12 protein-coding genes and 5 pseudogenes are annotated in these 13,841 nt (G+C 62.0%); 7 read left to right on the top strand and 10 right to left on the bottom strand.

All coding sequences use genetic code 11. The features are described 5' to 3' along the window. Positions 1-24: 24 nt before the first annotated feature. The 5 genes from METH_RS24825 to METH_RS13715 form a co-directional block, all read right to left on the bottom strand. A complete protein-coding gene (locus METH_RS24825; protein WP_052348709.1) occupies positions 25-351 on the bottom strand; it encodes a hypothetical protein in 327 nt (108 codons plus the stop codon). A 90-nt stretch (positions 352-441) separates the two neighbouring features. After that, positions 442-1,419 (bottom strand): peroxidase family protein, encoded by a 978-nt coding sequence (locus METH_RS13730; RefSeq protein WP_052348708.1) that lies wholly within the window; start codon positions 1,417-1,419, stop codon positions 442-444. Between the two features lie 366 nt (positions 1,420-1,785). Continuing rightward, positions 1,786-4,164: a response regulator gene (locus METH_RS13725; RefSeq protein WP_044008432.1), complete on the bottom strand. Its 2,379-nt coding sequence runs from the start codon at positions 4,162-4,164 to the stop codon at positions 1,786-1,788. Positions 4,165-4,189: 25 nt separating this feature from the next. After that, entirely contained in the window at positions 4,190-5,185 is a 996-nt protein-coding gene (locus METH_RS13720) for a cytochrome-c peroxidase (protein ID WP_024091076.1), read from the bottom strand. A 95-nt stretch (positions 5,186-5,280) separates the two neighbouring features. Beyond that, on the bottom strand, positions 5,281-6,501 hold the full coding sequence (locus METH_RS13715) for an NnrS family protein (protein ID WP_024091075.1): 1,221 nt from the start codon (positions 6,499-6,501) through the stop codon (positions 5,281-5,283). A gap of 237 nt (positions 6,502-6,738) precedes the next feature. Here METH_RS13715 and METH_RS13710 point away from each other — a divergent pair, with 237 nt between their 5' ends. Further along, complete coding sequence (locus tag METH_RS13710) at positions 6,739-7,434, top strand: Crp/Fnr family transcriptional regulator (RefSeq protein WP_024091074.1); 696 nt, start codon at positions 6,739-6,741, stop codon at positions 7,432-7,434. A gap of 212 nt (positions 7,435-7,646) precedes the next feature. Here METH_RS13710 and METH_RS13705 read toward each other — a convergent pair whose 3' ends face one another. The 4 genes and pseudogenes from METH_RS13705 to METH_RS13690 form a co-directional block, all read right to left on the bottom strand. Beyond that, positions 7,647-7,847: a hypothetical protein gene (locus tag METH_RS13705; RefSeq protein WP_024091073.1), complete on the bottom strand. Its 201-nt coding sequence runs from the start codon at positions 7,845-7,847 to the stop codon at positions 7,647-7,649. Positions 7,848-7,957: 110 nt separating this feature from the next. After that, positions 7,958-8,188 (bottom strand): DUF982 domain-containing protein, encoded by a 231-nt coding sequence (locus tag METH_RS13700; RefSeq protein ID WP_052348707.1) that lies wholly within the window; start codon positions 8,186-8,188, stop codon positions 7,958-7,960. 143 nt (positions 8,189-8,331) lie between these two features. Next, the gene (locus METH_RS13695; protein ID WP_024091071.1) at positions 8,332-8,538 is read right to left on the bottom strand and encodes a cold-shock protein; all 207 of its coding nucleotides are present in this window, start codon (positions 8,536-8,538) and stop codon (positions 8,332-8,334) included. Between the two features lie 166 nt (positions 8,539-8,704). After that, positions 8,705-8,925: pseudogene (locus METH_RS13690) on the bottom strand (hypothetical protein). Between METH_RS13690 and METH_RS13685 the strand changes: the two are divergent. The 6 genes and pseudogenes from METH_RS13685 (at position 8,869) to METH_RS13660 (ending at position 13,254) form a co-directional block, all read left to right on the top strand. Then, positions 8,869-9,212: pseudogene (locus METH_RS13685) on the top strand (c-type cytochrome). The pseudogenes METH_RS13690 and METH_RS13685 sit on opposite strands and share 57 nt — an antisense overlap. 12 nt (positions 9,213-9,224) lie before the next feature. Continuing rightward, a pseudogene (locus tag METH_RS13680) lies at positions 9,225-10,225 on the top strand (cbb3-type cytochrome c oxidase subunit I). A 26-nt stretch (positions 10,226-10,251) separates the two neighbouring features. Beyond that, positions 10,252-11,011: pseudogene (locus METH_RS13675) on the top strand (AAA family ATPase). 4 nt (positions 11,012-11,015) lie between these two features. Further along, a pseudogene (locus tag METH_RS13670) lies at positions 11,016-12,840 on the top strand (nitric oxide reductase activation protein NorD). A gap of 1 nt (position 12,841) precedes the next feature. Beyond that, positions 12,842-13,033 carry a hypothetical protein gene (locus METH_RS13665; protein WP_024091070.1) on the top strand — a complete coding sequence of 64 codons (192 nt, stop codon included), beginning with the start codon at positions 12,842-12,844 and terminating at the stop codon, positions 13,031-13,033. Then, positions 13,030-13,254, top strand: coding sequence for a hypothetical protein (locus tag METH_RS13660; protein WP_024091069.1), 225 nt, complete (start codon positions 13,030-13,032; stop codon positions 13,252-13,254). The genes METH_RS13665 and METH_RS13660 overlap by 4 nt, the downstream gene beginning before the upstream one ends. Positions 13,255-13,372: 118 nt before the next feature. Here the strand turns inward: METH_RS13660 and METH_RS13655 are convergent, their stop codons facing one another. Further along, positions 13,373-13,621: an EF-hand domain-containing protein gene (locus METH_RS13655; RefSeq protein WP_024091068.1), complete on the bottom strand. Its 249-nt coding sequence runs from the start codon at positions 13,619-13,621 to the stop codon at positions 13,373-13,375. Positions 13,622-13,841: the final 220 nt, after the last annotated feature.

Here is a 13,841-nt window from a genome sequence, read left to right as displayed (position 1 = left end):
GCCCGCGGGTCAGGCCGGTTGCGGTCAGAACAGGCTGTCGCCGGCTTGAAACCAGTCGCCCATGCTGATGTCCTCCAGCAGCAAGGACCAGTTTGCACCATCTGAAATTTTCATACCGCCTTCCGTGTCCTCGACAAACAAGGTGCGGCGCACCGGCCCGGTTACCTTGATTTCATCCTGGTCAAGTTCGTAATCCGAGATGGTGCCGTTGCCGTGGAGCCGGGTCCGGAACAGAAGACAGTCGCCGTCGGCACCGCCGGTCAAAGTGTCGGCATGCAAGCCGCCGTCGAGCGTGTCGATGCCTTTGTTGCCAGACAGGCTGTCCTTGCCAGCCCCCCCCTTGAAGGTCATCGCCGCCAGCCTGGCCGTCAGCCCGGTATCCTGCGTGATATCGGTAAAACTATCTGCCCGTTCAGGGGCAAGCGCTTCCCGCAGGCCGTTTTAACTGGCGGCACCCAGGTCGCGCCCGCGTTGAATGTTCAGCGCCGCAAGGTCAAGCGCGCCTGCGCCAGGCGGGCCGAAAAGGAATGAGCGCACATCCTCGACCACCATTGTATCTATTGCCTCGGACGCCTGGGCGGCCGCGCCGCGCATGACGTTTTCGATTATATCCGGTTCCTGCAGCAGATGTAGCTGAAAAAACGCATCCCGCAGCGCCAGCGGGCTTGCAACGGTTCCATCAGCGCCCACCACCTGCAGGTTCCCCGGCAAAAGCGCATGCCCCAGACGGAACACGGCTGTCGAAAACTCGATTGCAATGCCTGGGTTCACGGCCGGGTCATAGCCCTGATAGGCACCCAGCGCGCCCTGGCCGATCAGGATAGGGAGAAACTCCTTGAAGGTGACACCTTGAACCAGCGTTTCGACCCTGGTGCGGGCTGCCCCAAACAGCTGGTCATCTGTCAGATCGGAATCCCTTGCTGCCAGTTCCCCGGCCATTCGGTTGTGCTCCCGCGTGACAATCGTGTGCATCGAGGACAGCGCCACATTTTCAGCAGCACGGACGTCCCCAGTCAGGAAGCTGTCGCCATCCCGGTTCAGATACCCGTCCTTGGTCATCCGCAGCCTGCCGCCTTCGCCCCCCATTGCTGCAGCCGTTTCCACAGTCAAGCCATAGATCATCGAAGCGTCGGTAAATGCGGTGATCTCATTAAGGTACTCACCGTCTTGCCGTGCCACGCGGGTAAAGGGGATGATCGCCGCACCGGTGCCGAAAGGATCGAAAAAGGGATCTCCCGCCGGGACTTCGATATCTGCCGCGGTCTCGCTTTCTGCCCCGGTCAGCGATAGGTCGTGGTCCAGAAACTGCCCCCAGATCCACAGGACATCCGACGCGCCGGCAGCATTTACGGTGCCGCCATCTTGCGCAGAAAGGATGTTGGAAATCTCACGCGGGTTGGGCCGATCGGCCCCGGACATGCCACCATCAGAGGTCAGGCGGCTAGTGTAAAATGCAGCAATCCGGTACCGGTTGCCCCCAATCTGGATTATCGGAATGTGTGCCATAGCCATCAGCGGGACGCGCGGCCCCGATCTGTAAACTGGACATGTGCCCCCCCCAATCACTCATTAACTTTCACCAAAAATGCCATTGTGTGCGGCTCGCTACCCCTGTGCGTGCGGCGCCGTCAAACGCCTGCCGGGTTCCGGAAATGCAGCCAGGCCGGGACTCGGGCAGACCTTTATTGTATCGCGGTTTCGTGTGTTTTTGTGCCGTTTCGTGAGCTCTGAGGCTGGTCAGCACCATTGCATCACAGTTGAAGAAACAGGCCGGGCCGCTGCGTGTCAGGCTTGGCGGGCCTGCGGCGTTGCGTCGGCGGCAGTGGGGGTGGCAGTCCACTTGGCAATTTGCTCCAGCAGCAGCTGTTTCCGCATCGGCTTGCAAAGAAACTCAACCATGCCCGCGGCGCGGCAGGCGGCTTCGTCGGTGCTCAGCACATTGGCGGTCAACGCAAGGACCGGGCAGGGCGCCCGGCCGTTCTCCTGTTCCCAGGCCCGCAGGCGGCGGGTGGCTTCGAGGCCGTCCATTACCGGCATCGACATGTCCATCAGAACCAGATCGAAAGGTTGTGCGGCAAAGGCGTCCACGGCCTCTTGCCCGTTGCTGCAAATAGTAATCTGAATGCCGGTAGGGGCCAGCATTTTCTGCAGAACCAGCTGGTTGGTGCGGTTGTCCTCAGCCGCCAGAAGGCGCAAGTGGCTGAATTGTCCGGCTGTTTTCCCGGCACCGGGCAGCACCGCGCCGGCAGCCGGGATGGCGCGGGCGTTCAAGACCTCCTGCAGCGTCTGCAAAAGCAGTTTGTTGCGGGCGGGCTTCATCAGCACACGCAGGGTCTTACACTCCTTCAGTGCTTCATATTCAGCCAGCATCTGGCCACCGGTGCAGAAAACGATCGGCAGGTCCCTGCACCCCGGCAAGCTTTGCAGATTCTGACACAGGCTTCTGGCTTGCTCCAACGGCAGGCTGGTTTCGACCAGCACCAGATCCGGCTGCCGTTGCTCCGCAGACATTGCGGCCACCTTTGCCAAAAGGCCGTCGATGCTCTGAAGCGCGATTGTGCCGGCCCCCCAGAGAGCCAGTTGGCGCAACCGGGCGTCACGGGCAAATGCCAGGTCCGCAGCTACAGCCACCAGTTTGCCTGCAAGCGGCGATGCAATGGGCGGCACCGGAGCGGCGACCGGCAGCGTCAGGCAGACAGTGAAGCAGGACCCTTTGCCAGCCTCCGAACTCAGATCGATCCGCCCGCCCATGGCCTGCGCCAGACGCGACGAAATGGCCAGGCCCAGACCGGTCCCCTCGAAACGCCGGGCGGTGGTGCTTTCGACCTGCTCGAAGGCATGAAAGATTTGGCCGATGCTGTCTTCGGGGATGCCGACACCGGTATCGCGCACATCAATGCACAGGGGAATAGCATGGTTGGCGTCGTAGTTGAGAGTGATGCTGATAAAGCCTTCCAAAGTAAACTTTACTGCGTTGCCCACCAGGTTCATCAGAATCTGCCGCACCCGGCCGCTGTCGCCGATGAAGACCGCTGGCGTGTTTTCCGGGATGTCGATACAGATCTCCAGCCCCTTGGCGGTCGCGCTGGGCGACATCAGCGTGGCGACGTCATATATCACGTCGCGCAGGTTGAAGGGCTGTGCCAGCATTTGCTGTTTTCCAGCCTCCAGCTTGGAGAAGTCCAGAATGTCGTTGACGATACGCAGCAGTGCCTGGGACGATGCGAGGATGGTGCCGGTGCAGGATTTCTGTTCGGGTGTCAGGCTGGTTTCATTCAGCACTTCGGCCATTCCCAGAACCCCGTTGATCGGAGTCCGGATTTCGTGGCTCATCGTTGCCAGAAAGCGGGATTTGGTCTCAGTAGCAGCCTCTGCCCGGGCTTTTTCCTGCTGCAGCCGCTCGGCAATCCGCTTCTTTTCCGCCAAGCTGAATTCCAGCGTGTCCAAGGCCGCGAATACGGCAGAAATCTCGCCCTCTTCCTGTGAAGGTGCAGATTGCTCCCGGCTCGCCAGCTGCCGCAACTTAAAAGCCGCCAATTGCATCGCGCCGGATATGGCATGTGCCTTGCGCATGGCAAAAATCAATGCTGCAAGCATAAGCAGTGCAGTGCCGGTCAGCCCCAGGACAAAAATGCGGGACAATGTCCGTTTTGCTGCCGCGACGGCCTGCTCCGCATGCACAGCGGCCAGGCCGGTCACGGTGGCAGCTTGCCGGGTAACGGCCTCGCTGCTCATCATCAATCTGTTGAGTGTTGGAATGTCCTGCGCAGGTTTGATGCCCAAAAGCACTACCGTCAATTCGCACCACTCCGTCAGCGTATGATTGAGGATTTCAGCCTCGGCCCGCAGTGGCCCGGGCAGCGGTTGCGCCAACAAAGCGCTGAGATCGCTGTTGATTGCCTTGAGATGCGCTTGAAACTGGCTGGCCACTTCTTCCTGCGGTATCAGCCGCGTCATCGCCAGAACATCTTGCGCATAAACTTCCGCGGCAGTGATGCCAGTGCTGACACCGCTGGCGCGGCGGATCACCTCAAGCGAGGTTTCCAGCACCCCGTCTTTCCGGCTGGATGCATACATCGCCATCCCGCCGATCAGCAATGCGGCGAGCAGCGCCGCGACCGCAATCACCAGAACTGGCAGCACGGTGGAGCGTTTGATATTCATCGGCAGGGACCTTCAGCCATGCGCATCAGTTTGCGGGCAGAATAGGGGATGGCACATTGGATTCCGTATCCGTCAGCGTTTGCAGAAAGGCAATCAGGTCGGTGATTTCCTCTTCGGTGACCGCAAAACCTTCGATATCCGGCGTCCGGGCCGCTTTGGCCGCGCCGCCGCGGGCATAATGGCGGACCACGTCCCGCAAGGAGGGGAGCGAGCCGTCGTGCATGTACGGTGCCCGCAGCGTGATGTTGCGCAGCCCGGGGGTCTTGAACCGGTAGTTCCGCTTCGGATCCGGCGGGGTCGGGCCGCCGCCAAGGTCGGTTGTTTGCATCCCGATGTCATACAGCTGGTTGTCCGTGAACATCCAGCCGGAATGACAGGACACGCAATTCGCCCGCCCGTTAAACAGCGCAAAACCGCGTTTGGCGGCCTCAGGTACTGCCGTTGCATCTCCGCTTGCCCAGCGGTCAAAACTGGCCACGCCGCTGACAATTGTGCGCTCATAGGTGGCGAGTGCGGTCAGGATGGTCTTCTTGCGGATCCCCCGCCCAGGGAACAGGCGCTCGAACCAGGTTTTGTATTCATGCACCGCAGTCAGGCGGGCTTTGATGCCGTCAAAGGTCGTGTTCATCTCATCCGGCGCGGTGATCGACTGAATGGCCTGCTCCTCCAGGCTGTCTGCGTGCCCGCCCCGGAACAGCGGGGTGATCCAGGCCGCATTCAGGATTGTCGGCGCATGGCGGCGCACGGGCTTATTCGCAGCGCCAATGGCCTTGGGGGCCGGGGATTCCCAACCGAAAGACGGGTTGTGGCAGCTTGAGCAACTGATGTTGCGCCCGCCGGACAGGCGCGGATCGAAGAACAGCATTTTACCTAAAGTGGCAATTTCACGGCTGTAGGGCGCAGCCTCTGGGAATGGTACGGCAGCCGGCCGTTTGAAGGCTTCAAGCCCGGCGGGTTGCGCCAGGCTCTGGACCGCCCACAGGAGCAGCGGCACTACAGCAATGGCAGCTTTCCACCGCATTCATGACATCCTCACGCTATCCGCAGCCTTGCTACCCGGAACAGCACTGTCTGAGAAGACCGTTAAACTTCCGTGAGCTCTGCCGTCCTGGCAGCTTAATTTTCGCCTAGGTTCCGGTTTTTGGCCTGCGCCCCTGACACTAATTTGGATCCAATGCGCCGGTTTGCCAGCCAGGGGCCGGCCTTCAGCACCATCAGCACAAAACCCGCGGTCCACAGAGCTGCTGAAACGGTGATCCCGTCCCAGCCCGCGGCCAGTTCGGTGCTGCCTGCCAGCCGCAAGGCGGCAGAAGCAATGACCAGTGCAAAGGCGGCAGTCAACACGGGGCCAGCAACCAGCAGGCGGCCGCTGTGGCCCAGGGTGGCGCGCATCATGACGGCCAGGGTCATGCCGCCAACCGCCCCGATACCGAGAATGTGCGCGGCCGCGGCGGGCTCGAGAAGGCCAAACGGCACTGCCGCGGCGGCTATCAGCCCTGCAGGCACCAGCGCATAGGACGCATGCAGCATCAACAGCAGCGGCTCACCCAGGCCGGCCAGCCCGCACCAGCGCGCCACCCGCAAGGCATGCAGCAGTCCCGCTGCCAGAAGCAGCACACCGCTGGCGGCAGCCCAGGGCGCTGCGGTCCAGGCCAGCAGAGCGGCAGCACCCGACGCCAGGGTCACGGCATCGAATTTGCCGAACGGAACCGGCATCTTCGCCGCGCCGCGTTTGGCCTGCCAGTTGCGGGTGAAACCGGGGATGATCCGCCCGCCGATCAGCATGATCAGGAAGATAAGCACGGCAATTCCCAGCCGGCGCGAGATATCAGCCGCCCCCTCGGACATCACTTCAACATGGAAGCAGGCATTGGCCGCGCCCAGCAGCGTAATCGGCACTAGAACCTTGAGGTTGCGCCAGTTTTCGCCTGCGATGATTTCCCGCGCGATCATCGCAATGACGGCGGCCAGAAAGGCGCAATCCACCGCCATAACGCCAAGGGCCGGCAGGCCCAGCCAACCGGCCGCAGCCAAGCGCCCCAGCAGCCACAGGCCTGACAGCAGCGCCAGCGGCCAGCCGCGGGCTGGCATCCGCCCGGTCCAGTTCGGCACCGCGGTGAACAAAAAGCCCGCCACCACCGCCGCGCCGTAACCAAAGATCATCTCGTGGATATGCCAGTCGACCGGCAGGAACGGACCGCTGTAAGTCAGGGTGCCCTGCCAGATCAGCAGCCAGGCCGGGATCACCGCCAGCGCAAACAGGCAGGCCCCCAGAAAGAACGGCCGGAAGCCGTAGGAAAACAGAACAGGTCCGGAATAGTCGGGTCGCGCAGCCATATCGGCCTCCCTGCGTTCAGTGATAAAAAGGCGGGCAGCACTGGTCAGGTGCCGCCTGCCGGTTCAGCGTCAGGGACGCAATCTGCCGCTGAATTCTTTGGAACTGCACCGGCGGGGGATAAGGGAGGGGGCCGGTCCGAAGTCTCCGGTGTTTCCCGCACGGTTGTTTCCTCTGGGGCCACTATGCGATAACCGCAGGACATTCTCTTTGTCCTTCAGCAAACTCGCGGTGCATTCTTGTCCAAGCTCGATGAAAGCCTTTTGACCGGGCTGCCGCCCTTTAGCCTTCTGAAGCGCGGCCAGATCCGCGAGATCCTCGTTCAAGCGCTGCCCAAACGCTATGACGAGGGCAATGAGATTTTTCATGAAGGCCATGACGCCGAGCGGTTCCACCTGCTTCTGGACGGCTACATCCGGGTGGTGAAGACCACCGAGGGCGGCGACCAGATCATCGCGCTGCATATATCCCCCGGCCAGCTGTTGGGCATCGCACCGGCGCTGAACCGCGACACCTATCCAGCCACCGCGGTGGCAGCATCGGAATCGCTGGCGCTGTCCTGGCCGGTGCGGCTGTGGCCGGAGTTCACCGCTAAATACGAAGGGTTCGCCACTGAGAGCTACAGCACCCTGGGCCAGCGCCTGGGCGAGATGCAGACCCGGATCACCGAATTGGCCACCCAAGCCGTGGGGCAGCGGGTGGCAGCAGCGCTGCTCAGGATGGTGACCCAGTCGGGCCGCAAGGTGGAGGAAGGGATCGAGATTGCGTTCCCCGTGACCCGCCGCAATATATCCGAGATGACCGGCACCACGCTGCACACGGTGAGCCGCCTGTTGTCGGCCTGGGAGAAAAACGGCATCGTGCAGTCCGCCCGCAAGCATATCGTGGTCACCGACCCGCACCGGCTGGTGGTCGTGAGCGGCGCGCAGGGGTAGGGCGGCTGAAAGACCGGGAGGTGGCCTGCTGGCTGCCCAGAAACCTTCAAAGGCAGGCGGCCGGAAAGCCGAGGAGAGGGCCTGGTTTCCTGGTCGTGCAGGCAATCTTTGCACAGAGCAGTTGCGCAAGTCATTTACTGCGATTGCCGCCAGAGCTGGCTTGCGGGCGGCTATGCCCTGTAATCATGTGACATGAGCCTTCTCGGCCAACGTCATTCCTGCTTAGGGTCTTTCGGGGGCTGACTGCCATGCTCATATTGAAGCCGGGTCCGTTTCAGGCGTTCAATTTTGCTGCGCCGAAGCTCGTTTTCGTCGTCCAGGATTTCACGCGCTGCACGCGTGGTCTTTTCGATCGCTGTTTCCTTGCGGGAAAGACCGGCCAGTCCCAATCCCTCGATTTTAAGCTTGGTCATCTTGTCACTCTTATTGGGTTGGTTCGGGGGAAGGGGTGACGAGCGGGTGAAAGTTCAGTTCAGATTTTCTCTCTGGTGCGGCAGGGGGCCGGTGAGTGAGGCGCGATGATCTAAGCGGAGGCGACGGAGTCCATTTGATACCCGGCGGTGTCAACTGCAGAGAGGAAAGCTGCGCGGGCGGTGCCGACGGGAGCAAGACAGTCCATGACGGCATCGATTTTCTCAATCGCTATGTTTCTGTTGCGATCAGAAACCGGCCAGGCTCGCTGCAACCAGAAGTGGGCTTGTTCAATAGTTGTGATTTTTTGTGTCCGGCCTTCCGAGGGCAGGAAAATAGTCATGGGAGTGCCCCAAGAGATTTCTATCAAGATTGTTCTTTCGGTAATTTTGGGATTAAAACCGCATCTGAGGGTTAACAATGACAGATGCGGAAGCGAGAGCATTTCAAGAATGCTCCCGCCAATCGTTTCAAGCCTGCAAAGGCTTACGCAAGCGCAAGATTGCTGGCGGACTCACGTCCGTCGCGGCCGCTCTCGATGTCGAAAGTTACGGCTTGGCCATCGTCAAGCTGGTGGATGCCAGCGCGTTCCAAAGCGGAAATGTGGACAAAAATGTCCCGCGAACCCTGCTCGGGAGCGATGAAACCAAAACCTTTTTGAGAGTTGAACCATTTCACGGTGCCATTGGCCATCGTGTCGTCTCCTTGATAAATGCTACCCGCAACACGCGATAGCCCGGCCCAGTGTCGACATAGGAACAACTGGGGCCGTTAGGAAACAGAAGGTCTAGGAAGAAGCTTTGCTGGACTGAGATGGGGTATGCGATCCATGATTGCAAGAGACCAGCGGCGATATCTTTCAAATAGTTTTATGTGCCCCCTTAACCCCCCGCAGCTCCTCCCGGAATTCCGTCTCCTTCAGCCCGTATTCCTCGCAGGCGTCGATCAGCGTGTGGCACGGCGCGATCGGGCAGCCGGGGCAGAGCATCTGGCGGCGCATGAACGCACCCGCTAGGCGGGCCAGTGGTGGAACAGCTCCGAGAGCGGCAGGTCGGGGGCGTCGAAACCGGGGCGTCGCATGGCGGTTCCTCCTTTTCCTGCATCAATTGCCACACATTGCATGGCGAGGGCGCCTATTTCACCCCTGAAGCGGGCAATGTGATGACCCGCTGGGGCGTGCTCGGCGACCCCAAGGTCGCCTATGAAATGCTGGACGGCTGATGAAGTCGCAGCCCTCCGGTGTCGAGGGCCGCCGCCAGATGCCGTTCTTCAAGCTGACCGAGGAAGAGACGAAATCTTTGTCCGAATTCCTGCGTTGGGCGGATCAGACCGACACCCAGAACTGGCCTCCGAATGACGCAGGCTGAGGGAGAGAAACAATGAAATATCAATCACAAATGGTGCCTATGCCTATTTCATGGTGGCAATGGCCCTGTTTGCAATCCAGGTCCTCGGCGGGCTGCTCGCGGGCTGGATCTATGTCTGGCCCAACACGCTGAGCGAGCTGCTGCCGTTCAACATCGTGCGAATGCTGCACACCAACGCGCTGATCGTCTGGCTGCTCTTGGGCTTCTTCGGGGCTGCCTATTACCTGATCCCCGAGGAATCCGAACGCGAGATATTCTCGGTGAAACTGGTCTATATCCAGCTGGCCATCCTCGTCGTCGGCACCTTGGGCGCGGTCGGCTCCTACCTCGCGGGAATCCACGGCGGGCGGGAGTTTCTGGAACAGCCCCTGTGGGTCAGGTTCGGCATCCTGGTTGCGGCGGTGATCTTCCTTGTGAACATTTCGCTGACCGTGCTGGCAGGGCGCAAGACCGCGATCACCAACATCCTCCTGATGGGTCTGTGGCTGCTGTCGCTGCTGTGGATCTTTGCCTTCATCAACGCGGACAACCTCAGCTTGGACAAGATGTACTGGTGGTTCGTTGTCCACCTGTGGGTGGAAGCCACCTGGGAAATGGTGATGGCTGCGATCCTTGGCTACCTGATGCTCAAGCTGACCGGCGTTGACCGCGAAGTGGTGGAGAAATGGCTTTATGTCATCGTTGCCCTGGCGATGTTCACCTATGCGATGCCGCAGCTGCGCAACCGCGATCCCTATAACTAGGTGCTGAACATGGCGTCCTTCTGGCTGATGACCGGCGGCATGGCCTTCATGACATTTGTGCTGACCTTTGCCGGCAGCATCCAGACCCACATGCAACGCGTCGTTGGCGACTACTACATGGATGTGCAGGACCAGCTGGGGCTGTTATACCTGATGCGCTTCGGTTCTGTCGCAGTGGTGGTTTTGGGCGCGCTGCTGTTCATCTACGCCACCGTCGTGGTCCGCCGCGAAGTCATCAAACCCGGCCCCGTGGCCGTACCAGGAGAGTAAGCCATGAATGCGTTCAATACGCCTCCGTGCCCTTCTGCCACCCCGCAGGCGATGAATGAGCCGTTTTCGAGATGGCCCAAGCCAACGGTCTGCCCCTTCTTCTGAAGGGGCGGCAAGACGCGGTTCGTGGAGCATATGGCCGCCCGGCTTGGCCTGCCGCTGCACACTGTCGCCTGCCACGACGACCTGTCCGCTGCCGACCTGATCGGACGTTACCTCTTGAAGGGCGGTGAGACGGTCTGGGTCGACGGCCCGCTGACCCGTGCAGTGCGCGAGGGCGGCATCTGTTACCTGGACGAAGTGGTCGAGGCGCGAAAGGACGTGGCCGTGGTGCTGCACCCTCTGACCGATGACCGGCGCCGCTTGGTGATCGACCGCACGGGCGAGGAGCTGGCCGCGCCCAAGCCCTTTATGCTGGTTGCCAGTTGCAACCCCGGCTACCAGAACATCCTGAAAAAGCTGAAACCCTCAACCCGGCAGCGCTTTCTGTCCAACGGCTTCGATTTCCCCGAAGCCGCTGCCGAAACTGCGGTGTTCGCTTCTCAAAGCGGGCTGGACGCGGACCGTTCCGCCGCGCTGGTGCGGCTGGCGGGCCATATCCGCAAGCTTTCGGGCGTGGATCTGGAGGAGGGGGTTTCCACCCGACTCCTGATCTGCGCCGCCACGCTGATCGCCAAGGGCATGGGCGTCGAGCGCGCGGTCGAGGCCGCCATCATCGAACCGCTCAGCGACGAGGATGACGTGAGCCAAGCGCTGCGCGACCTTGCTGCCAGCGTCTACGGGTGATGCCATGTTCCATGCTCTCGACCTTCTGGAACCCGAAGGAACCGTTGGCAACCTGTGGCACGGCATGGCCACACGGATCGGCGCCGCTGAGGTCGGTGCCGGACACACCGTCCGGTTCGAGGACATGCGCGCCAGCGTGGCGGCCCTGTTCCGGGCGCTGGGCGGTGCCGGGGGTGTGGAAATCCAGACGGCGCCTGCGGTGCTGCCGGACCGCCGCCCGGACCGGCTGCGCCGCATCGGTACCCCGCGGGAATTGGCCGCCTTCCCCAGTTGCGAGATGAACCGCAAGGCTTATTTGTGGCTGGCGGCGATGGCAGCCACGATTAAGCTTCCGGAACGCATTGAGGGCCGCTATCTGGCGGACCAGCTGGAGGTCGCCGCCAATGCCCGTGCCGCGGATCAGGTGTTTGCCGCCTGCCCGGGACTGCGGTCTGCCTATGGGGCGTTCTGCGCCCATATCGCCGGAACCCGAAAACGCAACGGCCTTCCGCAGTTCGAGGCGCGGATCGAACGCATGGTGCTGGATCAGATCGGCTCTGACTGCCGCATCGCCGAACCCTGCACCTGTACCGCCCCGCGCGGCTACCGGAGCTATCAGCCGGTGTCCTTCTGGCTGCGCCTGCCGGTGCCGCAGGCGGGCCGGGGGGCAGCCCCCGAAGCGGCGGAGATGAAGACACCGGGCCTCGCCGTCTCCACCCGCAAAACGGCCAAGCGCCAGGATCAGGACCAGACCACCCGCAAGGACAGCTTCATCGTCCACCGCTTCGAGGCTATCCTGTCCTGAGCCGAAAGCCTGAACATCAACCGGATGGTCGATGACGACGACAACGAGAACGCCCAGAAAGCGGCGGAGGATCAGGGCATCCTTACTCTCTCTCAGCACATGAAACGCGCGGCCTCGCGGCTGCGGACCTCGCTGGACCTGTCGCCGCAAGACGCCGAGCACGAACGGCTGGCGGGCCAGTTCACTTATCCCGAATGGAACCACCGGCTGGGCAAACACATGCCCGCCCACAATTGCGTGCTGGAGGCTGAGGGCAAGCCCGCCGGCAGCTTCCAGCCCGACTCCAAGCTGGTCGCCCGCGTGCGCCGCCAGTTCGCGCCGCTGCACCCGCGCCGGGTGATGCTGCCGCGGCAAATGGACGGCGATGAGCTGGATCTGGAAGCGGTTGTTAAATCCCAGGTCGACCTCGCCTGCGGCCAGCAGAGCAGCGACCGGGTCTGGCAGGCCAGCCGCCCGATGGCCCGCGACCTGGGCGTGGCGGTGCTGATGGATTGCTCGCGCTCTACCGAGGCGACCGTCGGTGACTGCACGGTGATCGAGACCGCCGTGAATCCCTGCCGGCCCTTGCCATTGGCATTGCCACCGCAGGCGACCGGCTGGGCATCTGGGGCTTTTCCTCGCTGCGCCGCGACCGGGTGTTCCTGACCCGCGCCAAAGGGTTCGAGGATGTAATGTCAGAAACTGTCACTGCCCGCATCGGCGGCTTCAAACCCGGCACTACACGCGGCTGGGTGCAGCGATCCGCCATGCCTCTGCCCAGCTGGCTGAGGAAGGCTCGGAATGCCGCCTGCTGCTGGTCCTCACCGATGGCAAGCCCAACGGTCTGGACCACACCGAGGGCGTGCACGGCATCGAAGACAGCCGCATGGCGGTGCGCGAAGCCCGCGCCCTGGGCCAGTCGGTGCATGGCGTGGTGATCGACGCCGGCGGCCAGGGCTGGTTTGCCCGCATCTTCGGGCGCGCCGGTTTCACCTTGCTGCCGGACCCGGCCCGTTTGCCGCGCGCCTTGCTGGAAATCTATCAATCCCTGACCATGGAGCACTGAGATGAAACACATCCCCGCCTATACTCTTTCCCTCAGCCTGGCCCTGCTGGCCTCCTCCAGCGCCTTTGCCGCCAGTTTCCAGCGGCCCTTCCCGCAGCCGCAGACAGAAATGGCGGAGTTCTGGTTTCTGGTTGCCTCGATCACACTGATCATCAGCCTTGGTCTTGTGCAGTATCTGGGAAGCCGGCGATGAACCGGCTGCCCTCCTGGCGCCTGCTGGCGGCCCTCTACCCGTTCGGTGCGGGTGCTGCAGCGGTCAATCTGTTCTTTGCGTCCCTGATCGGCAGCTGGATCGGCTGGCGGGTGCTCAGCCCTTATGAAGCTGCCGCCTGGGGGCTTCTTCTGGGTGTACCCGCCACAATTGCCTTCGCCTGCCACGTGGCCCGCCTGATGCAGCAGGCCGACAGGGGCTAAGCGGCGTTATAATACGTGAAAGGCCCCGCAACGCGGGGCCGTGGCACCATTTAACAGTGGCAGGGACACAATGTGGCAAGGCGGCCCGGTTCGGGGGGGGAGCCGCCTTGCCGCGGGTTCAGCTGGCCGCTGCCAGCAGACCGGCATCCGCGGCTGCCTTCACCTCGGTCAGGTCAGCCTCGCCATCGGCATTGGCGTCGATGGTCGCAAAGATTTCTGCAGTCAAATCAGGGAAGGCCGCCTGCAGCTCTTCCAGCGAATAGGTTCCGTTACCGTCCGCATCGGCCTCGGTGATGGATTCCATTGCGGCCAGCGGCGCAGCGGTCAGAGCTGCAAAAGCGGCGGCAGTCAGTGCGAATTTTTTCATGTGAGACACTCCATACTTCTTGGTTCGTTACCAGCGGTCACGGTGTTCCGTGTGCCGTGGCATAGAGCTAGGCCGCCGCAGGGCCGGGTTCTATCCCCTTGTACGGTAGCCACAATTTCCGGCGCCGGGTCGCCTGAACAGGCCTGTCTCCTAGGCGCTTTGCCGCTTTGGGTTTTTCCTGGTCCTTTCCCCGCTTAAGCTCTCGGCGCGGTCGTGCAGA

Origin of the sequence: Leisingera methylohalidivorans DSM 14336 (assembly GCF_000511355.1) — a bacterium.
Classification (GTDB): Bacteria; Pseudomonadota; Alphaproteobacteria; order Rhodobacterales; family Rhodobacteraceae; genus Leisingera; species Leisingera methylohalidivorans.
The sequence above is the reverse complement of the archived record's forward strand: the minus strand, read 5'-3'. Positions and strand labels throughout refer to the sequence as shown.

What these genes read in the sequence shown, in the direction of transcription:
- METH_RS24825 (WP_052348709.1), bottom strand. Translation starts at nt 351, where the DNA reads ATGACCTTCAAGGGGGGGGCTGGCAAGGACAGCCTGTCTGGCAACAAA.
- METH_RS13730 (WP_052348708.1), bottom strand. Translation starts at nt 1,419, where the DNA reads ATGTCCGGGGCCGATCGGCCCAACCCGCGTGAGATTTCCAACATCCTT.
- METH_RS13725 (WP_044008432.1), bottom strand. Translation starts at nt 4,164, where the DNA reads ATGAATATCAAACGCTCCACCGTGCTGCCAGTTCTGGTGATTGCGGTC.
- METH_RS13720 (WP_024091076.1), bottom strand. Translation starts at nt 5,185, where the DNA reads ATGCGGTGGAAAGCTGCCATTGCTGTAGTGCCGCTGCTCCTGTGGGCG.
- METH_RS13715 (WP_024091075.1), bottom strand. Translation starts at nt 6,501, where the DNA reads ATGGCTGCGCGACCCGACTATTCCGGACCTGTTCTGTTTTCCTACGGC.
- METH_RS13705 (WP_024091073.1), bottom strand. Translation starts at nt 7,847, where the DNA reads ATGACCAAGCTTAAAATCGAGGGATTGGGACTGGCCGGTCTTTCCCGC.
- METH_RS13700 (WP_052348707.1), bottom strand. Translation starts at nt 8,188, where the DNA reads ATGACTATTTTCCTGCCCTCGGAAGGCCGGACACAAAAAATCACAACT.
- METH_RS13695 (WP_024091071.1), bottom strand. Translation starts at nt 8,538, where the DNA reads ATGGCCAATGGCACCGTGAAATGGTTCAACTCTCAAAAAGGTTTTGGT.
- METH_RS13665 (WP_024091070.1), top strand. Translation starts at nt 12,842, where the DNA reads ATGAAACACATCCCCGCCTATACTCTTTCCCTCAGCCTGGCCCTGCTG.
- METH_RS13660 (WP_024091069.1), top strand. Translation starts at nt 13,030, where the DNA reads ATGAACCGGCTGCCCTCCTGGCGCCTGCTGGCGGCCCTCTACCCGTTC.
- METH_RS13655 (WP_024091068.1), bottom strand. Translation starts at nt 13,621, where the DNA reads ATGAAAAAATTCGCACTGACTGCCGCCGCTTTTGCAGCTCTGACCGCT.